The organism is Paenibacillus camerounensis (assembly GCF_000723885.1).
Taxonomy (GTDB): domain Bacteria; phylum Bacillota; class Bacilli; order Paenibacillales; family Paenibacillaceae; genus Paenibacillus_AQ; species Paenibacillus_AQ camerounensis.
In genome coordinates this window covers 99614-118993 of record NZ_CCDG010000008.1, presented here as the reverse complement: position 1 = coordinate 118993, position 19380 = coordinate 99614, and the positions used below count along the sequence as shown (strand labels likewise).

The following is a 19380-nucleotide window of genomic DNA, read 5'->3' as shown; positions in this document are numbered from 1 at the left end:
AATATGAGGAAACATCCGGCACGGACTGGGTATAGCGGCATAAATAAATGCCTCTCTATGCGCATGACAATGGTTGACAAATCGGGCAACCCTCTTTAGTATCCTAAGAATAAGGTTGTTGAGAATGACTCTCAACTAACAATACATATTCCTACAGAAATGAGTGAACAAGAGATGCTGCGTCGTTTTTTCTCCTACTACCGGCCTTATAAAGGGCTGTTTATTCTCGACTTCACCTGTGCGGTAGGCGCGGGGCTGCTGGAGCTTGCTTTTCCGGTAGCTGTGAATAAATTTATTGATGAGCTGCTGCCCGGCAAGGACTGGCCGCTGATTCTAATTGCCTGTATTGCCCTGCTGGCTATTTATGCGCTGACCACGGTCATGAACTATGTGGTTACTTACTGGGGGCATATGCTGGGGATCAACATCGAAACCAATATGCGCAAAAAAATGTTCGACCACATTCAGAAGCTGTCGTTCCGCTTCTTCGATAATAATAAAACCGGCCACCTGATCGGACGGATCACCAATGACCTTAATGATATCGGCGAGGTCGCGCACCACGGTCCTGAGGATGTCTTTATTGCGATCATGACGCTGATCGGTGCTTTTATCCTGATGGCAGACCTCAACCTGCAGCTCGCTGTTATAACCTTTATCATTGTGCCGATTATGGCCTGGGTCATTATTCACTTCGGGCGGAACATGACCGCTACTTACCACAATCTGTTCGGCAACGTGGGTAATTTCAACGCCCGGATTGAGGACAATGTCGGCGGTATCCGCGTAGTACAGTCCTTTGCCAATGAAGAGCATGAGAAGGTGCTGTTCGCTGAAGATAACCAGAATTTCCGTCAGACCAAGCTAATGGCGTACAAGCTGATGGCCAAAAGCTCCTCGGTCAGCTATATGATGACCCGGCTGATTACAATTGTCGTTATGATCTGCGGCGCCTGGTTCTTTATCCAAGGTGAGCTTGAGATCGGCGAATTCGTCGCCTTCATTCTGCTGTCGAACATCTTCTTCCGGCCGATTGAAAAAATTAACGCCGTTATTGAGAGCTATCCGAAGGGTATCGCCGGGTTCAAGCGCTATCTGGAAATTATTGATACGGAGCCGGACATTGCTGACAAGCCTGATGCCGTTGACGCCGGCTCCCTGCGCGGTGATATTGTATTCGAGAACGTGAGCTTCGGCTATGAAGCAGACCGCCCTGTGCTGAATCAGATCAGCCTGAAGGTTAAGGCCGGAGAGACAATCGCCTTTGTCGGTCCTTCCGGTGCCGGTAAAACAACCATCTGCAGCCTGCTGCCCCGGTTCTACGATGTTACCGGCGGTGCCATCTCCGTTGACGGCACCGATATCCGTGATATGAAGCTGCATTCCCTGCGCAAGCAGATCGGAATTGTGCAGCAGGACGTCTTCCTGTTCTCCGGTACGATCCGCGAGAACATCGCCTACGGCAAGCTCGGTGCTCCGCTGGAGGAGATCTGGACAGCTGCCCGCCGCGCCCATCTTGAGGAGCTGATCAACTCCCTGCCGGACGGCATGGACACCATCATCGGCGAACGGGGCGTGAAGCTGTCAGGCGGGCAAAAGCAGCGCCTGGCCATCGCCCGGATGTTCCTGAAGAACCCGCCGATCCTGATTCTGGACGAAGCGACCTCCGCACTCGACACCGAGACAGAGGCAGCCATTCAGCAGTCCCTGGCCGAGCTGTCTGTGGGCCGGACAACACTGGTTATCGCACACCGTCTGACCACTATTAAGAATGCCGACCGGATTATGGTCGTGAACGAAGACGGCATCTCCGAGGAAGGCCGTCACGAGGAGCTGCTGAATGCCGGCGGCACTTACAGCCGCCTGTATCAGGCACAGTATAACGCGTAACGTATACCGTACAACACAATAAGCAAGCAGAAACAACCTTCCGCTCCCCGGCCTGCTGGCCGTCTGGCGGAAGGTTGTTTTGTTATAGAAGGAAATATCCTGTGGAGACTTGGCTGTGAGCCACAAATCTGAGACTACGAAGACGATTCTGTTACAGCGGCTAGTCTGGAGCTAATCCAAGAAAGCGGACGGCCAGCTCACGGTAAAAGCTGATCGAATCAAGATACGCTTCTATATCAATCCATTCATCCGGCTGGTGGGCGAGCTTGGGATCTCCGGGACCGTAGATCAGCACGGGCAGCTTGCCGTGATTATGGAGCACGGAAGCATCCGTGTAATAGGATACTCCCTGCACAGCCGGGGCACTGGACTCACCATCTGCCCCCTTCTCACCAGCAGCTCCACTGTAATCACCGGCTGTTCGTGTCACTTCTTGTTCAGCCAAGCCTCCTGCCCTTGCGGCAAGCTCAAGTGCAGTACGGATCAGCTCCTCATCCGGCTGTGTATAAACCCCGCTGCGGTCCAGCAGCTCCTGCACCTCATAGCGGAAGCCGGCATTCAGCTGCTTCATGCCATCGAGCCTGGCCGTTATTTCAGCCCGCAGCTCCGCGTGCCGCTGCGGCGGAACGGTACGGATATCCACGTCAATGGTACAGCGGTCAGCTATGACATTTGTCTGTACACCGCCGGAGATTGTATTGACGGACAGGCTGCTGGTTCCCAGCACGGGATCATGGGCCTGCCACTCCAGTGCGTGGCGGTGAAGCAGTGCGATGACTTCCATCATCCCTTCCACCGCATTCAGGCCAAGCTGCGGCATGGAGCCGTGGGCGCTGCGTCCAAATAACGTAATCCGCAGCCATAAGGCCCCCTTATGGCCGATTGCGATTCGGCTGCCTGTCGGCTCGGCAATGACCAGGCCGTCCAGTTCCTCCAGGTTATGCTCCTGTGCGTACTGCCGGGCCCCGCAGCTGTCGACCTCCTCACCGGCTGTCGCCAGAAAGATCAGGTCACCGCCCAGGCGGATGCCCTCCTGCTGCAGCGACACGGCGGCGAGCAGCATGGCTGCCAGCCCGGCTTTCATATCGGAGGTTCCCCGTCCGTACATCCGGCCGCCTTCAATTACGGCACCGTGCGGCGGGTATATCCCCGCTTCGGCAGTCCAGGGGCTGACCGTATCCAGATGCCCGCAGAACATCAGCTTCCTGCCCTTGCCTGTACCGGCAAATACAGCCTCCAGATTACTTCGTCCCTCCCCGATTCCCCGTACCGTGCTGTCATGCCCGGCCGTCTGCAAAAAATCATACAGCAGGAGGGACAAGCGGTGTTCATTCCCCGGCGGATTACAGGTATCTACCTGAATCAGGCTCTGCAGAAAGGGAACGGCGAATTCCCGGCTTCTCACGTCTATCATCTTCCACATCCTTTTTGGCAGCATACTTACGATAGTTATGTTGAAATCTACGCTAATCTGCAGCGGTTTGCAGCCTAAAATATCACGTTCTGTGCATCCGGCCTGCTTCATCAGCAAAAAGCCCGGCTTCACGGTGAAAGCAAATCTTCCACCGTGAAGCCGGACTCCTGAGGGGGCACTGATCATCAGCGTAACTACGACTTACCGCAGCTGCCGTTATAACCGTCCCCCGTTACTCGTTATCCGTTATTATTTTTTCGCGATATGCACCTTAAGCAGCTTGCCCTTAATGGTTGTATCCTTCATGGCCTGCAGCACCATTGCGCCTTTACCGTTCAGAATATCCACATAGGTTACGTTGTCCTGAATGGTAATGATTCCGATGTCCTCGGCGGTCATTCCCTCAAGCCTGACAATTGTACCGACAAAGTCGACCGCGCGCAGCTTCTTTTTCTTGCCGCCGTTGAAATAGAGCTTCATGATATTCCGGTTCATCACTTCGGTCTTGCCTGCCTTGCGGACCTGCTGCTTGCCAAGCTTCTGTTCAAAAGCCGGTTTAGCATAGGCCACAGCATCCTCCGAAGGAGCCTTCATGTGCGGGAGTTCAAACCCGATATAGCCCTCGATGTCCTTTACCCACTTATGCTCGTTGGGCGTGACAAACGTAATTGCTTTGCCGCTTTTGCCTGCGCGGGCGGTCCGGCCGGTGCGGTGCACGTAGCTCTCTTTTTCCATCGGAATATCGTAGTTGATGACATGGGTAATGTTCTCGATGTCAATGCCGCGGGCAGCCACGTCCGTAGCAATCAGATAGCGGAACTGGCCCCGCTTGAACGCATTCATCACTTCAAACCGCTCATCCTGCATCATCCCGCCGTGCAGCTTGTCAGCAGGAAATTCCTGGTCAGCCATCCCGCGGAACAGGTCGTTTACCTGCTCCTGTGTCCGGCAAAAAATAATACAGCTGTCCGGGTTCTCCACCGTCAGCAGGTCCAGCAGCAGCCCGAACTTGGCAGCCTGTCTAACCTCAATCAGCGCATGCTCAATCGTCGCCGTCGTAATCCCGCTGGCTTCAATCTCAATATCCGCAGGCAACGTCATATATTTGCGGCACAGGTTCTTGATGGCTTCCGGCAAAGTGGCCGAGAACAGCATCGTTACCCGTTCCTTAGGCAGCTGCTTAATAATCTTCTCAATCTGCTCGATAAAGCCCATGCTGAGCATCTCATCCGCTTCGTCAATGACGAGCGTTCTGATCTTGTTCAGCGGCAGAGTGCCGCGCTCGATATGGTCGAACACGCGTCCCGGCGTACCAACGACGACATGTGTTTTTTGGGACAATTCAATCTTCTGCGGGGCAAAGGGCTGCTTGCCGAACAAAGCTACCGCCTTGATCCGTTTGAAACGGCCGATGTTGGTAATATCCTCTTTTACCTGAGCGGCGAGCTCCCGTGTCGGCGTCAGCACCAGCACCTGCGGCTTGTTCTCGGCCCAGTCCACCAGCTCGCAGACGGGTATACCGAATGATGCGGTTTTGCCGCTGCCGGTCTGTGATTTGACAATCAGATCCTGCCCCTTCAGGGCAACAGGAATAACCTTGCTCTGCACTTCAGTTGGATGGGTGTAGCCCAGCACGTCCAGCGCCTTAATAATCTCTTCATGTAACTCATAATCTCTAAATTGTAACTCACTCATGTAGTTGTTTGTTCCTTCCGTGTTAAGCATTGTCCCATTATAACAGCTTCCGGCTGCCTTGATTCCATTCTTTATAAAATTGTTCCAGATACAGCAGCATAAAGGCATGCCGCTCATCAGCCAGCTTACGCCCGTAGGCAGTATTCATCAGGTCCTTCAGCTTCAGCAGCTTCTCATAAAAATGGTTAACCGCCGTCCCTTTGGAATAATCGCGGTATTCCTTCTGCAGCGATTCATCACGCGGCGCCTCCTGTGGATCGTAAACCGGACGGCCCTTGGCTCCCGAGAAAACCATCGTCCGCGCGATTCCGATTGCCCCCAGGGCGTCCAGCCGGTCCGCATCCTGTACACATTGGCCTTCCAGAGTAGACATCGGAGCACCTCCGCCGCCGCTGAAGGACATAGTCTCAATAATGAGCATGATATGCCTGATCTGTCCCGCATCCTCCATATGTTCATCGAGCCATTGCTGAACCTTGCTTAAGCCTGCTTCCTTGGAAGTATTGAGCTTCTCGTCGGCCACATCATGCAGCAGTGCGGCAATGGTGCAAATGAGGACATCCGCGCCTTCCATTCCGGCAATCAGACCCGCCGTATTCCGTACACGGTCTGTATGGAACCAGTCATGTCCGGTAGTATCCCGGCCCAGCTGCTCCTTGGCGTAGCCTTCTGCTTCCGCTATCAATTGTTCATGATTCATAATAAATGCCTCTTTTCACGTTAGTCATCCATTATCCGGCCCCTGTTTATTTTGCCGCTTGCACAGCTCCAATCCATCCGCTATAATGTGCATTAATCAAAATGTGCAGGGAGCTGATTTCGGTGAACCTTATAAACAGCATTACCATCATACAGAATCAGCTTCATCATCACAAGCGGCGTTAGCACACCTGAAGGCATTCAGGGAGGGCTAACGCTATTCGCGTTTGACCTCCCTGCGGAATAGGAACGCGCAGGACCACGGGGTCCGGCGCGTTTTTTTATATTCCAAACCTAAGGAGCTGTTGAATATGCAGAACATTAAAGGAACTTATGATTATTACGGGGCTGAACAGGCGGTAAGACAAAAGGTCCAGACTGTGCTGCGCGGGCTGTTCGGGCTGTATGATTACGAGCCGATGGAAACGACGCTGCTGAATGAGCTGGAGCTGCTAACCTCCAAGTATGCCGGCGGCGATGAGATTCTCCGGGAAATGTACCAGTTAACCGATCAGGGCGGCAGGACACTGGGATTACGTTATGATCTGACCATTCCATTCGCCAAGGTGCTTGCATTGAATCCGGGTATTGCACTTCCCTTTAAACGATATGAGATCGGCAAGGTATTCCGCGACGGTCCGGTTAAAAGAGGGCGTCTGCGCGAGTTCCTGCAATGCGATGCCGATGTGGCCGGCATTGCCGGACCGCAGGCCGAAGCCGAGCTGATGCAGCTGGCGGCAGATGTATTCCGGCAGCTGGATATCCCTGTCGTGCTCAAATGGAATAACCGCCGGTTTCTGGGCGAAATACTCTCAGCAGCCGGTGTTCCTGCAGAGGACAGCCTGTCTGTAATGCTGACGCTCGATAAGCTGGCCAAAATCGGCTCGTCCGGTGTGCTGGCAGAGCTGCAGGACAAGGGAATCAGTGCAGCAGCAGCAGATTCGATTGAAAGGCTGCTGGAGTCAGACGATACGGATTTCAGCAGTCTTACAGACAGCTACAAGCTGGCCGGACAGCCGGGTGCACTTGAAGTGCTGGCACTGCAGCAGCTGATCGATGCCACCGGATTGTCCGCGATCTGCATCTTTGACCCGTTCCTCTCACGCGGCCTGTCCTTTTATACCGGAACGGTATATGAAATTTTTGATGCAACCGGGGGCTATACCTCAAGTCTCGGCAGCGGCGGACGGTATGATAACATCATCGGCAGGCTCGTCGGACGGGAGGATCTTACTATTCCGACGGTCGGCATCTCCTTCGGCATGGAGTCGATTATGGCCCTGCTGGGAGAACGTCCGGTGCCGGAGGCCGATTCCGGCGTGCTGCTGATTCCGATCGGTGAGACTATGCCGCAGGCACTTACAGCTGCTGCCGTGCTGCGGAACGCAGGCATCCGGGTCAATGTCGATACCGGCACACGCAAGCTCAAAAAAACACTGGCCGCCGCCTCTGCTAAGGGCATCCGGTACTGCCTGCTAATTGGCGAAGATGAAGCGGCACAGGGAAAGCTCCGGATCAAGGATATGGTGCCGGGGACAGAGCAGTTGGTTACAGCGGACGAAGCAATACAGATTATTTCCGGTTAAGGCCGTTCAGTATAAAAGCCGTATCAGCTCCTCGTCTGATACGGCTCTATACCGGCTTACTCTCTGCTTTTTAATTTATTCAAGCTTTTCCCCGTTGCTTTCAATCACCTGCTTATACCAGCCGAAGCTCTTCTTGCGGAATCTGGCCAGCGTTCCTCGCCCATCATTGTCTTTATCTACATAGATAAAGCCGTATCGCTTCTTCATTTCCCCTGTCCCTGCGCTCACCAGATCGATGCAGCCCCAAGGGGTGTAACCGATCAGCTCTACACCGTCAGCCACGGCTTCCTTCATTGCCGCGATATGGCCCTTCAGGTAGTCAATCCGGTAATCATCATTGATTGCGCCGTCCGCTTCTACAGTATCCACAGCCCCAAGGCCGTTCTCTACCACCATCACCGGAATCTGATAACGGTTATAGATATTATTCAGTGACCATCTGAGACCCTGCGGATCGATCTGCCATTCCCAGGCACTGGCCTGAAGATATGGGTTTTTCAGTCCCATGGACAGGTTGCCGCCGATGGCTTCCTGATCCGGATCGGCGCTTACACATGTCGAGGAATAATAACTGCAGGTATAGAAATCAACCCGGCCCTCCAGCAAAATCTGTTCATCCTCTTCCTCCATAGCGATTTCAATGCCATTGTCGGCAAAATACCGTTTGGCAAAGCCCGGATACGCGCCCCGCACCTGAACATCCGAGCAGAGAAAGTTCGATATATTATCCTTTTGCTGCGCGAGTATAATGTCCGCAGGATTGCAGGTCAGCGGATAGGAGCACATGTAGGCGATCATACAGCCTATTTTGAACTCCGGATTAATGGAATGCCCCAGCTTCACCGCTCTTGCACTGGCGAGAAACTGGTGGTGCAGCGCTTGATACCTGAGCTGTTCATCACCGGAAGCTGCCGGAGCATGGCCAAACTCCGTATTGCCCTCCGGCAGGATCGCTCCGGCCATGAATGATCCGAATGGCATCGTCAGAATGTTAATCTCATTAAAGGTCAGCCAATACTTCACCACGTCTTTGTACCGGTTAAATATCACTTCGCAATAGTTAACATAAAAGTCCGCCACCCGCCGGTCGGTCCAGCCGTTGTACTTCTGCGCCAGATGGAACGGAGCTTCATAGTGGGAGATGGTGACCAGCGGCTCAATGTTATATTTCCGCAGCTCGGCAAATACATCATCATAGAACTTCAAGCCGGCTTCATTGGGCTCGGCATCATCCCCGTTCGGAAAAATTCTCGTCCAGGCCATGGACATCCGGAACACCTTGAAGCCCATCTCCGCAAACAGCCGGATATCCTCCTTATAGTGATGATAGAAATCGACCGCTTCGTGGCTCGGATAGTTCAGCCCCTGCTCAGGAACCGGTGTGATTTTTCGGGGAGTGGTGTGCGTGCCGGCTGTGATTACATCTGCAGTACTGAGTCCTTTGCCGCCCTCGTTGTAACCGCCCTCCAGCTGGTTCGCCGCTGTTGCTCCCCCCCACAGAAATCCTTCCGGAAAATGCTTGGTCAATGGTAACATCATTATTCCTCCTTCAATAAGTTTGTGTTAGATCATTACGGTTAGCAAATCCTCTCTGTAGCCGATAGACTTCTTCCCGGTTTCAATAACATCCAGGTAATTGTTTGAATTCGAAACGATGACAGGTGTGGTCAGAATATAGCCCGCCGCTCTGATCGCCTCCAGATCAAATTCCATAAGCAGATCGCCTTTTTTCACATTGTCCCCTTGCTTCACTCTTGGTGTAAAATGCTGTCCTTTCAGCTTAACAGTGTCCTTGCCGACGTGAATCAGAATATCTACCCCGTGATCGCTGGTGATTCCAATCGCATGACCGGAGGCAAACAAGGAGGTTAACACCCCGTCCACCGGAGCAAATACTTTGCCTTCCGCCGGTTCAATGGCAATTCCTTTGCCAAGCGCCCCTGTAGAGAATGCCTCATCCTTAACATCGGAAAGTGCGATAACTTCACCTTTTAACGGACTGCTTACCGTCTCCTGCTTCACCAGAATGTCACCTTTCGGACCTTCGGCAGGCTGATCTTTTACAACATCATCCTTAAAGCCGCCGAAGTACATCAGCAGGAACCCGAGCACAAAGCTCACGCTAATTCCGATAATGGCCCCGTAGAATCCCGCATCCATCCCTTCAGGACTGATATAGCTCGGAATTCCGAAAATCCCCAGACCGCCCATGATATAGCCCTTGGTTCCCATCAGCCCGATGATACCGCCGCCTACACCTGCTGCGATACAGCTGAGAATGAACGGCTTTTTGCGCGGAAGGGTAATCCCGTAGATGGCCGGTTCGGTAACCCCGAAGATCCCGGAGATGACCGCCGGAATAGAAAGCGATTTCAACTTAATGTTTTTGGTCCGCAGCAGAATCGCGAGCACAACACCTGTCTGGGCAAAGGATGCTCCGAAGACGCCGGCCAGGATCGGATCATATTTCAGCACGGTGAGGTTGTTGATGGCAATCGGCACAAAACCCCAGTGCAGGCCGAAGATAACAAATACCTGCCAGAACGCGCCAAGCAGAATGCCGGCAATAACCGGACTCAGATTATAGATGAACAAAGTGCCTGCACCAAGCAGCTGGCCTGCCCAAGTCGCAACCGGACCGATGACAATCAGTGCCAGCGGTACAATGATGAGCAGGGTGCAAAAAGGAACAAGGAAGGTCCGTACCACGCTTGGAATGATTTTTTTGAACACCGCTTCAATCTTCGCGCCCACATACGTCGAGAGGATAATCGGAATAACGCTGGACGAATAGCTCATCAGGATTACCGGAATGCCAAGAAAGGTCAGGTAAACCGGCGATTCAATGACACTGCCGCTAAACAAGGTATACAGCGGTTGACCGGAAGCCGTTATCGACGAAAATGTAGGATAGACCAGCGTTGCCCCGATTGCCATCCCCAGAAAGATATTGGCGTTGAATTTCTTGGCCGACGTATACCCCAGGAAGATCGGGAAGAAGTAGAACAGGCAGTCACCGATTGCGCTTAGAATCTGATAGGTACCTGAAGTACTCGTTAGCAGCCCAAGGGATAGGAACAGTGCGGTAAAGCCTTTAATCATCCCTGTTGCGCACAATACGCCCAGCGCCGGTGTGAACACACCTGAGATGATATCGATAAATTTATTAAAAAGGCCAACATTCTCATCCGGTATTTCAGCTGCCGCTGACTGAAACCCGCCAATTGCCGAGACCTCTGCATATACCTCCGGCACATGGTTGCCGATAACGACCTGATACTGGCCTCCGCTCTGGATTACCGTTACAATCCCGTCCATGCTCTTCAGCACCTCGGTGTTCGCCTTGCTCTCGTCCTTTAATTTAAACCGTAAACGGGTGATGCAGTGTGTCAGACTGTTAACATTTTCTTTGCCGCCTACGTTCTTAATGATGGCTTTTGCGAGCTGCTCGTATTTCATGTTGACCGCTCCTTTATTAAATATTTCTTATAAAAAAGACGAGACCTAATAGATAACATACAGAGCATGTTATCTATTTTGGTCTCGCCTGCTTTACCAGTAACAATCCAAAATGATTATTCAGTTTGCCGGTCTGTTACACGATGCACGTGAATGGTCAGGTACAGCTTTTCCTCATCCGACAGTTCGGTATTCAGATACTTCTCAATCTTCATCATGCAATGATATGCATTCTTATATTTTGCCTTGACTTGCTGTAATAAGAAATCATCATCCAGCTCCATCTTCTTCTTCTGATGAATCCGCTGGAAGTAGAAGCGCAAATGGGTTATGAATCGCTCGAAGCTGATCGACTTCTCATCGAGGGTGATATTGTAAGTGTATTTAATAATGTTCAGAATGTCTTGTATTTTCTGGGTCTGGCCTGCTACGTCCGATGTCTTATGGTACGAGCTGTTGATCTGGGCGTTAATTAAATGAAGAGCGATGTTGCCCGCTTCATCTTCTGACAGCTCTTTATTGACAGAATCCCGGATGAATTCCAGCGCCTTTAAGCCGACGGCAAATTCTTTGGGGTAAATCTTTTTGATTTCCCAGATCAGCGGATTAGGGTTCTGAATCCCTTCGTCATACATCTTGAACGTATTATAGATGTGATCCGTGAGTGTAACATAAATATATTCACTTAAGGGTACCTCCAGCATGTTCTTGCCGTATTCAATGATATCGTAGCAGAGCGATACATATTCAGACGGGACATCCTCAAGCAACAGCTTGAACCGCTCGGAGGCTTCCTTTTGCTTAAGTATGAAGACCTTTTCTATTAATCCTTCTTCTACAGCATCACCAATGTTCTTTTTGAAGCCGATTCCGCAGCCCATGACGACAAGCTCCTGCTTTTGCGAATCTTTGGCGACAATGGCGTTGTTGTTAAAGATTTTTTTGATAATCATCCAAGCTGCCTCCTCTATATCCCTAAATAGTGTACCCGCAGGATTTAGACACTGGACGAAAAGTCTCAGGCCAGCCGACACTGTTAAGCGCTTCCAGGGAGACTAAAATTTCAACATCACCTGCTTTGTTGTATTAGTTCTGTAACTGTAGCGAGTACAAGTAGTGAGACTAAAAAAAGGCAAAACCCAAAACATGTCTCAACACATGTCCTGGGTTTTGCCTTTTCAGTAACAATCCCAAAGTCAGAATAACATGTTTCATTGCCTTTGACAAGTAAAAAGTATGCGCTTTCTTTCGGCCGGGAAAACAATCTGCTTTTGCCGGAAGTTCAATTAGTACTATTAGTACTATTAGTACTATTAGTACTATTAGTACTATTAGTAGAAGTTCTTACCAAAAATCGGGATTCCCCGGTGCCGCACATTATCAACGATTCCGGTGCAGCCGCTCACGGTATTCCTTCGGGCTTCTGCCGCTGTACTTCTTGAAGGCGCTCACGAAAGTGCCCGGGCTGTCATAGCCGACGAGCAGGGCGAGGTCGCTCAGCTTCAGGCTGACATCCGGCAGCAGCTGCTCCGCTCTGCCCATCCTGATCTTGACGGCATAGTCAGCAGGCTGCATGCCGACATGCTGCTTGAAATGCCTCAGCAGACTGTCCTCCTCCATCCCGAAGATCCGGGCTGCCAGGGCAGGCTGAATCTCCCAGCCGTAATTCCGCTCTATATATCTTCTTACCGCCTCGGCAAGTCCTCTTTCCGGAGACTGGCGGGCCAGCTGCACCTCCTCCATGACCAGCAGTCCCAGCGCAGACAGCTGCTCTTTCAGCTCCGGCGCAGTTATGCAGGCTGCAAGCGCGCTGTGACTGTTCCACACATATTTGGACAAGGCACTCCCCCGGAAAGCGAATTTTCCGGCAGTAACGGCCAGCAGGAGCTGAATCCGCAGCCCCTGATACAGCTGAAAGCCTGACAGCGGCGCATCCTGCCTTCCCGGTCCGAATAGCGCATCCAGTTCCTGTCCGAAGGCGAAGGTATCTGCAGTCCCAATCAGGTGCAGCAGCCGTCGTTCTTCATCTGGAGTCAGCCAAGTCATGGCGGAGGCAGCCCCGCTGTCTTCTCCTTGCTGCATCTCCGGCAGGCTGCCCCGGCCGAGGGCGCACAGACAGGAGGCGAATGCATTTTTCAGCCGCTTCAGGCCCTTGAGCTCAGCGCCTGCTGTAATCGTGCATTCATATTCCATGCGGGTGCTCAGCCTCTGCCCCAGTTCTTCCATAAATCTCCCGGCACGGTCCGCATGCTCTGGCCCCTCCTTGGCAGGAATCAGAAAAAAAAGCTGCAGGGAATTAGCTTCACTGGCAAACGGATAGATATGCTTCCAGCCTGCTGCCGTCTCCCGGCAGGCAAGCTGGAAGTTCATCCCCGCTGCTTGCTGTCTGCGTCTGGAAGCAGGAGACAGCTCCTCCGGCGGCAGCTTCAGCTCAGCGGCGGCAAAACGCAGCCTTAGACCCTCAGCAGCCAGCGAAGAGAGCTTGAGCTGGCGCAGCCGGGTTCTGGCCTGCTCGGTGCTCAGCCAATCCTCCCGGATCAATTCCAGCAAAAAACTCTCCTGCAGCTGCTGCACCTGTATGCTTCCCGGCAGCCGCTCCTCTTTAAGTGAGATTTCTACCATGCTGTTCCCCCTTTCAATGTGCCATAATCGGTAAACCTGACATCCTATTATATTCTTACTTTAATTATGGACTAAAATACCAGGAAGAACCGCTGTAGAGCCAAATTTATGTTTTCCCCGGACTCATTCCCCGGAAAAGCATGCAAAGAAGCGGTCCCTGCAAGCAGGAACCGCTAATTGTTTTACAGTTATATTTTGAATTTGTCGACCAGGGTCTGGAGCTCCTTGGCGCTTTGGGTATTCTCATCCGCCATAGCTGCTTCGTGAAAGGTTTTCTCAACGATGTCAGCGGTTTTCACTGCAATATCCTGTACTCCGATTGCCCCCTCATTAACAGTAGCAGCCACTTCGTTCACAGCAATGGCAATACTGCCTACAGTCTCATTCAGATGATCGGCAGCCTCGGCAAATTGCCCCATTAGCCCGTTTATCGTGGAAGCATCCTCGTTATACTGCTGGCTGACTTCATTCAGACGTTCATAGTCGGCAAGCACGTTCCGGTCAATGAAGTCCAGTACGGCTTCCGAATGCTCCTTCATCAGTCCGACGGAGGTGTAGACATTTTTGACTACATCGTGAATGCCTGATGCGGTCTCCGAGGATTTCTCGGCCAGCTTGCGGATTTCGCCGGCCACAACCGCGAAGCCCCGGCCTGCCTCACCCGCCCGGGCGGCTTCAATCGCCGCATTGAGCGCGAGCAGATTGGTCTGGCTTGTAATCGACAGGATGGTATCCGCAAGCACGTTGATCTCGTTGATGGCTCCGGACTGTTCGATCGCCTGTTCCATTTCAGTGCGTACCGCCTCGTAGATCCGCTTGGCTCTGTCCGTCGATTCCAGGGCATCATGCTGCAGGGCCAGCGCACGCTCTGTAATATGGCCGGACACTTCTGCCCCTTCTCTGACCCGGCCGGAGATCAGCTGGACATTGGTCTGTACCTCATGGATCGCTGCCGTCATCTCCTGGGTGGAAGCCGCCGTCTCCTCCATCCCTGCGGACAGCTGCTCAGTTGTAGCCGAATTGTCATGCGCATTTTCGCGCACGTCAACCGAAAGCTTTTCCAGAGTCACCGCATTATCCAGCACTTTGGTTGAAATGTTCACCAGACTTCCGGCCATATCGCGCAGAACCGCACGTGTATGGAACATAGCTTTGGCAATTGTACCTGTCTCGTCCTTATTCCGCACCAGATGCTCATATTGCTTATCATATTTCAGATCCAGCTCCGCCGTCCGGTTAATCAGCTCCGTCAGCTTGATGATCGGTGAAGAAATCCGGGTTGCCACAATAATGCCGATCAAGAGCGTCAGCAGCAGGCTGACCAGACCGAGCAGGATAATAAAGGTTGTCATACTGTCGACAGGCTTCATGATTTCACCGATGTCACCGGTCAGCACAAGCGTCCATTTGGTATCGGGCATTACGGTGAACGCGGCCTTTTTCTCCATTCCGTTAAAAAGATACTCTACGTTATCATCCGGAACCTCAGCCCCGGTCTTCACCTGCTCTACTACAGCCTTTATCTGCTCATTCTCGACAGGAAGGCCAATCTTGGTTTCATCAGGATGGTACAGCATATTCCCGGTCTCATCCACCAGATAAGCGTAGGAGGAAGGGACATTGGCCACCTTGGCATCCGCCAGATATTTAATAATGCTGTTCGCGTTGACGGCTGAGGCGACGAATCCGATCATCTCGCCGTCATTCATTACCGGATGGGCAAAAGCCAGCACATAAGCCCCTGTCGATTTGGACTTCAGCGTTTCGCTGATCACAGCCGCCTTGGTTTTGATCACATTGATCGTGTAATTACGTTCACTGAAATCTGTGCCCACCAGCCCCGTGTCACTATCAGCAATCCCGATTCCCTGCATATTAACTACAAACATGTGCTCGAGGTTGCCGGCATCCTTGACCTGTGTCTGGAGCCTTACATTAACCTCAGCCTGCAGCTCATCACCGGCGCTTAATTCACCGGACGCATCCCTCGCCAGCAGCTCAATAATTTCCGACTCGCCGGCCGCCTGCTGCATGCTCCGCTTTTCTTTGTCGATCATGGCTTCGATTGTCTGTGCTTTGTTGGTATTAACCTGTGCCATCGCAGATTCGGTGAGATCCATTATCGTGCCGGTGGATTTGTTATACGTGAAAACCCCCATCATTGCCGTAGATAGCAGTGTAACGACGACCATCATAACCGATAGCTTCATCCGAATTTTCATTTAATAAGCACCCTTCCGCCCTCATCTTATCCATCTTCTTAAAAAAGTCTATTTTTTGTAACATTTATTACAATTTATATCGGATTGTACCGGTGGATAGTGAAGATAACATGAAGAATTTCAGCGAAAAATATCACACTTTGTCGAATTATAGGGTTATTTAGCAGATAAAATAAAAATGGACCACGGCAAAAAGACCGTAGTCCATTTAATCAGGCTATTGCTCCGTAACGGGAGCACGCCGTTTTACACCTCTGCCGGGAAAAGAGCGTCCAGTGCCGGACAAGGCAGCTTTTCCAAATACCGCTCCAGCGGCTTCGGCATATTGCTGTAGATTTCAGTAAGTGAAGTGCCTTTGTAAATGTTGCCGATAATGACCGGATGACACAGCTCAGATATCAGAATATCGCCGTTGCCGTGCAGATGCAGCTGCTTCTTGCCTTCAATACAGTGCGGGAAGTAGACGCCCGGCTGCTCTGCAAAGCCCAGTCTGTCCATGAACCGGTCCATACAGGTAAAGTACAGCGTGGTGTCCTCTTTCCGGTTATCAATCAGCTGCTTAACGGCATTCTTCAGGTTCTCCTGTGCCGCAATTGCCTTCCAGCCGGTGTGGCCCATAATAATGCTGTTCTGGATTTCGTGAGTCCGTACTCCCATGGAATATACATGGTCGCTGATCTCCTGCATGTTATCCTGCGTCTGGTCGAACAGCAGCGTTTCCAGCACAACGTTCACCTCTGTTTTGGCGAACAGGGTGATGTTCTCTCTGATTTTTTCGTAGACTGTCGGGTGAATGTTGTAATATTTCGAGAAGCCCTCAGCCGTCGTAAAGTTAAATGAAATATGTATCGTGGTCAGGCCCGCCTTCACCAGCTGTTCGATCCGCTCCGCATTCAGCAGACTGCCGTTAGAATTCAGCTGGGTCTGGATGCCGCGGGAAGAGCAATAGGACACAATCTCCACACAGTCCTGGAACTTCAGCGTTACCTCGCCGCCGGAGAGGCGGACCCGCTTCAGCCCCGGAAGCTCCTCCAGAATGCGGATAACCTCCTTGCCGTTAATGGCCTCACCGTCGTTTCTATTATAGGCGCAGCAGTAATCGCAGCGGAAATTGCAGTTCGAGGTGACGCCTACTTCAAGCCCTTCCAGCTCATAGGTCAGCGGCTTATCAAGCTCCAGTGCTTTATATTTTATGCTCATGCTTAAACGTCCTCCTGTAAGTAAAATAGTCAGCCAAGGGTCAACCTTATAAATTATAAAGGTTTCGGGCTCAGGTTAATGTGACATTTGTTGTGATGGACTTGTTCCATATGTCCCGAGAATGCAAAAAAGAGACTGCACGCAGCAGCCTCTTCATCATTAACAACATTATAATTCCACGGATTTACTCATCTCGTTCCATACCGGCTGGCCGATGAGGCCCAGACGCCAGATGGCGATGCCCTTTAGGCCGTAACGCTTTGCCAGGCCGATCTTCGCATTCACAGAGCTCTCATTCTCACTGTATACCGAGATGCCGAGGATCAGCTTGTCCTTGCTGACCTGCTCCAGCGCCAGGCGGATTCCCTGATCAACCTTATCCAGCGGCTCCGGTCTGGATTCATCTTCATAGGCATACGCCATAATGACGAGATCATCGGCCAGTGAAGCTAGCGTCTTATAGTCATAGCCCTTATAGGAGCCGTTCAGCGGCGGCAGAATGACCGTCAGCTTGAGTCCTGCCGGACGGGCTGCCGCCGCCAGATTCTTCACGAACGTATTGAACTGGCTCTGCACCAGCTGCTTGTCCCCGGTCAGCCCCAGGCCCTCCAGATCAAGTCCGATCCCCTGGAAGCCCTTCTCCGTTGCCAGCGAAACGATGCTTGAGATGGTCTGCTGCTGCAAGGCGGGGTCTTCCAGATTCTTGGTCAGCTCAAGCTCCTTATCTCCCGAATAGACCATCAGATAAGGGGCCGTTCCTCCGGCTGCAGCGTTCTGGACAATCGATTCCGGCGTCACATCACCGTCAGCCTTCGGCCACCAGAAATCTGTACTGCCTGTCGTAAACTGCCCGCTGCGGTCAAGCCGGCTCCAGCCGAAATGGACGGCATCGAAGCTCGGAATCAGCGATACTTCGCCGTAAGATTTCTGGGCGTAGAAGCCGAGTGTATACAGGTCTCTTTGGGGAGAAGTAATGGACACGGTTTTCGTCGCCTGATTCCAGCTTACCCCTGCCCCGAACTGCTGGCCGAAGAAGCTGAGCGGAATCATCGTCGTGCCGCGGATATTCTGCGGAGCAACAGCCAGCTTGACTGCTGCGCCGTTGACTGTTGCTGTTGTGCTGCCCAATGTAAGAGTGACCACCTTGGAGCCTGAGGCGCCGGTCTTGGTTGCCGTAATTTTCTTGGCTGTCTGGTTCCACTCCACCTTAATCCCGAGCGCTTCGGAGATGGCCCGGAACGGAACCATCGTTGTTCCGCTCATGACTGCCGGTGACACCGGGAAGGGCAGCGGATAACCGTCCAGCATTATGGTCACGCTGCTTGCTGCAGCTTGCGCAGGCTGTACAGGAAGAGCAGCGAAACCGCTCATCGAAATTGCAGCGCATAATATCAGCTTACTTAAGCTTTTCATATCTTCTATTCTCCAATCTGCAAGATTCTGAATGACGGACAATCACGACCCTATCATTTTACCAAACTAGCACAATTTAGCAAATTAATAGATTGTTACTTTTGAATGTCGCTGATGACATGTCCTCAGAATCCGGCAGCCGGGACAGCCTACATAAACGCACTTAAAAAGCCACCGACCGCACGCCGGGCATCCACTCCAACAGCTACCTCAATAAACTCCCCAACCTTGGGCTGCGCCCGCAGATCGGCTACGACCATCCCGCAGGTATGCTCCCCCTGATGCTCGACACGCACCTTCATCTTCCGGCAGGTCAGCAGATCCGGCTGCAGCGCAGCCATCAGTGCCAGCGGATCATGCAGCGGTGCTGCATTAATAATGTAATTGGCCTCACGGTAAAAGTTGAAATAATGCTGCAGCGACCGGTCCATAAAGTCAATCACTGCCCGGTTCTCTTCCTTGCCGCACCGTTTCAGCAGCTCCATATGCTCCGCCGTAATCAATGTTTCCAGCGTCACATCAAGGCCCACCATCAGCACAGGCAGACCGGAGGTAAATACCCGGTCAGCCGCCAGCGGATCACCCCAAAGATTGGCTTCGGCCACAGGGGTCACATTGCCCGGCTTATAAATCGTACCGCCCATCACAGCTACCTTTTTCAGCTTGCCTGTCAATCCAGGGTCCAGTTCAAGCGCCATCGCCAGATTGGTCAGCCGTCCAAGCGTCACCAGCACAATTTCTCCGGGGTGCTCATTAGCCAGCCTCACAATAAATTCTGCAGCTGTCTCTTTAACCGGCTGCCGGGAAGACGGAGGGAGCTGAACGCCGCCAATGCCGTTCTCCCCGTGCACATGGGGCGAGAAGCCGCCAAGCTCCCGGGCCAGTGCCTTGGAAGCGCCGATGGCAACAGGAATTTCATAATCCGGCTTAGCCAGATCCAGCAGCCTGAGCGTATTCTCTGCCGCCTGCTCAACACGGGTATTGCCGAAGCCGATAGTAATACCTTCAATTATTACACCCGGAGTATGGAGTGCATATAGTATTGCAAGTGCATCATCAATGCCGGTGTCGCAGTCAATAATCATTCGGGTTGTGCTCATGTACAGTTTCTCTCCATTCATCTCTGTATCTTGCATAGTCAAGCAAAAAGCCTGCCGCGGTCCTCTGAACAGCCAGTGTT

13 protein-coding genes are annotated in these 19380 nt (G+C 52.2%); 2 read left to right on the top strand and 11 right to left on the bottom strand.

Going from position 1 to position 19380, the window contains the following annotated elements; genetic code table 11:
• The first annotated feature begins 174 nt into the window (after nucleotides 1-174).
• Nucleotides 175-1890, top strand: a complete 1716-nt coding sequence (locus BN3772_RS03630; RefSeq protein ID WP_042196754.1) for an ABC transporter ATP-binding protein — start codon at nucleotides 175-177, stop codon at nucleotides 1888-1890.
• Between the two features lie 160 nt (nucleotides 1891-2050).
• Here the strand turns inward: BN3772_RS03630 and BN3772_RS03625 are convergent, their stop codons facing one another.
• From BN3772_RS03625 to BN3772_RS03615, 3 genes are all read right to left on the bottom strand, one after another.
• Nucleotides 2051-3304, bottom strand: coding sequence for a M20 family metallopeptidase (locus BN3772_RS03625; protein ID WP_042196825.1), 1254 nt, complete (start codon nucleotides 3302-3304; stop codon nucleotides 2051-2053).
• A 249-nt stretch (nucleotides 3305-3553) separates the two neighbouring features.
• A complete protein-coding gene (locus BN3772_RS03620) occupies nucleotides 3554-4999 on the bottom strand; it encodes a DEAD/DEAH box helicase (RefSeq protein ID WP_042196751.1) in 1446 nt (481 codons plus the stop codon).
• A 37-nt stretch (nucleotides 5000-5036) separates the two neighbouring features.
• The gene (locus tag BN3772_RS03615) at nucleotides 5037-5699 is read right to left on the bottom strand and encodes an HD domain-containing protein (protein ID WP_042196747.1); all 663 of its coding nucleotides are present in this window, start codon (nucleotides 5697-5699) and stop codon (nucleotides 5037-5039) included.
• 310 nt (nucleotides 5700-6009) lie between these two features.
• Between BN3772_RS03615 and BN3772_RS03610 the strand changes: the two genes are divergently transcribed.
• Nucleotides 6010-7284, top strand: a complete 1275-nt coding sequence (locus tag BN3772_RS03610; protein WP_042196744.1) for a histidine--tRNA ligase — start codon at nucleotides 6010-6012, stop codon at nucleotides 7282-7284.
• Between the two features lie 75 nt (nucleotides 7285-7359).
• Here the strand turns inward: BN3772_RS03610 and BN3772_RS03605 are convergent, their stop codons facing one another.
• The 8 genes from BN3772_RS03605 to BN3772_RS03570 form a co-directional block, all read right to left on the bottom strand.
• Nucleotides 7360-8820, bottom strand: a complete 1461-nt coding sequence (locus tag BN3772_RS03605) for a glycoside hydrolase family 1 protein (protein ID WP_209443616.1) — start codon at nucleotides 8818-8820, stop codon at nucleotides 7360-7362.
• Nucleotides 8821-8847: 27 nt separating this feature from the next.
• A complete protein-coding gene (locus BN3772_RS03600) occupies nucleotides 8848-10743 on the bottom strand; it encodes a beta-glucoside-specific PTS transporter subunit IIABC (protein WP_042196737.1) in 1896 nt (631 codons plus the stop codon).
• 116 nt (nucleotides 10744-10859) lie between these two features.
• Entirely contained in the window at nucleotides 10860-11696 is an 837-nt protein-coding gene (licT, locus tag BN3772_RS03595; protein WP_042196735.1) for a BglG family transcription antiterminator LicT, read from the bottom strand.
• Nucleotides 11697-12123: 427 nt separating this feature from the next.
• A complete protein-coding gene (locus BN3772_RS03590) occupies nucleotides 12124-13365 on the bottom strand; it encodes a helix-turn-helix transcriptional regulator (RefSeq protein WP_042196732.1) in 1242 nt (413 codons plus the stop codon).
• Nucleotides 13366-13553: 188 nt separating this feature from the next.
• Nucleotides 13554-15587, bottom strand: coding sequence for a methyl-accepting chemotaxis protein (locus tag BN3772_RS03585; protein WP_042196730.1), 2034 nt, complete (start codon nucleotides 15585-15587; stop codon nucleotides 13554-13556).
• A 246-nt stretch (nucleotides 15588-15833) separates the two neighbouring features.
• Complete coding sequence (locus tag BN3772_RS03580; RefSeq protein ID WP_042196727.1) at nucleotides 15834-16787, bottom strand: radical SAM protein; 954 nt, start codon at nucleotides 16785-16787, stop codon at nucleotides 15834-15836.
• A 168-nt stretch (nucleotides 16788-16955) separates the two neighbouring features.
• A complete protein-coding gene (locus tag BN3772_RS03575) occupies nucleotides 16956-18200 on the bottom strand; it encodes a stalk domain-containing protein (protein WP_042196725.1) in 1245 nt (414 codons plus the stop codon).
• A 149-nt stretch (nucleotides 18201-18349) separates the two neighbouring features.
• Nucleotides 18350-19300, bottom strand: coding sequence for a nucleoside hydrolase (locus BN3772_RS03570; RefSeq protein ID WP_042196723.1), 951 nt, complete (start codon nucleotides 19298-19300; stop codon nucleotides 18350-18352).
• Nucleotides 19301-19380 lie beyond the last annotated feature (80 nt).

Excerpts from the sequence above, each read along its gene's own strand:
- BN3772_RS03630 (WP_042196754.1), top strand. The coding sequence starts at position 175 with ATGCTGCGTCGTTTTTTCTCCTACTACCGGCCTTATAAAGGGCTGTTT.
- BN3772_RS03625 (WP_042196825.1), bottom strand. The coding sequence starts at position 3,304 with ATGATAGACGTGAGAAGCCGGGAATTCGCCGTTCCCTTTCTGCAGAGC.
- BN3772_RS03620 (WP_042196751.1), bottom strand. The coding sequence starts at position 4,999 with ATGAGTGAGTTACAATTTAGAGATTATGAGTTACATGAAGAGATTATT.
- BN3772_RS03615 (WP_042196747.1), bottom strand. The coding sequence starts at position 5,699 with ATGAATCATGAACAATTGATAGCGGAAGCAGAAGGCTACGCCAAGGAG.
- BN3772_RS03610 (WP_042196744.1), top strand. The coding sequence starts at position 6,010 with ATGCAGAACATTAAAGGAACTTATGATTATTACGGGGCTGAACAGGCG.
- BN3772_RS03605 (WP_209443616.1), bottom strand. The coding sequence starts at position 8,820 with ATGTTACCATTGACCAAGCATTTTCCGGAAGGATTTCTGTGGGGGGGA.
- BN3772_RS03600 (WP_042196737.1), bottom strand. The coding sequence starts at position 10,743 with ATGAAATACGAGCAGCTCGCAAAAGCCATCATTAAGAACGTAGGCGGC.
- licT (WP_042196735.1), bottom strand. The coding sequence starts at position 11,696 with ATGATTATCAAAAAAATCTTTAACAACAACGCCATTGTCGCCAAAGAT.
- BN3772_RS03590 (WP_042196732.1), bottom strand. The coding sequence starts at position 13,365 with ATGGTAGAAATCTCACTTAAAGAGGAGCGGCTGCCGGGAAGCATACAG.
- BN3772_RS03585 (WP_042196730.1), bottom strand. The coding sequence starts at position 15,587 with ATGAAAATTCGGATGAAGCTATCGGTTATGATGGTCGTCGTTACACTG.
- BN3772_RS03580 (WP_042196727.1), bottom strand. The coding sequence starts at position 16,787 with ATGAGCATAAAATATAAAGCACTGGAGCTTGATAAGCCGCTGACCTAT.
- BN3772_RS03575 (WP_042196725.1), bottom strand. The coding sequence starts at position 18,200 with ATGAAAAGCTTAAGTAAGCTGATATTATGCGCTGCAATTTCGATGAGC.
- BN3772_RS03570 (WP_042196723.1), bottom strand. The coding sequence starts at position 19,300 with ATGAGCACAACCCGAATGATTATTGACTGCGACACCGGCATTGATGAT.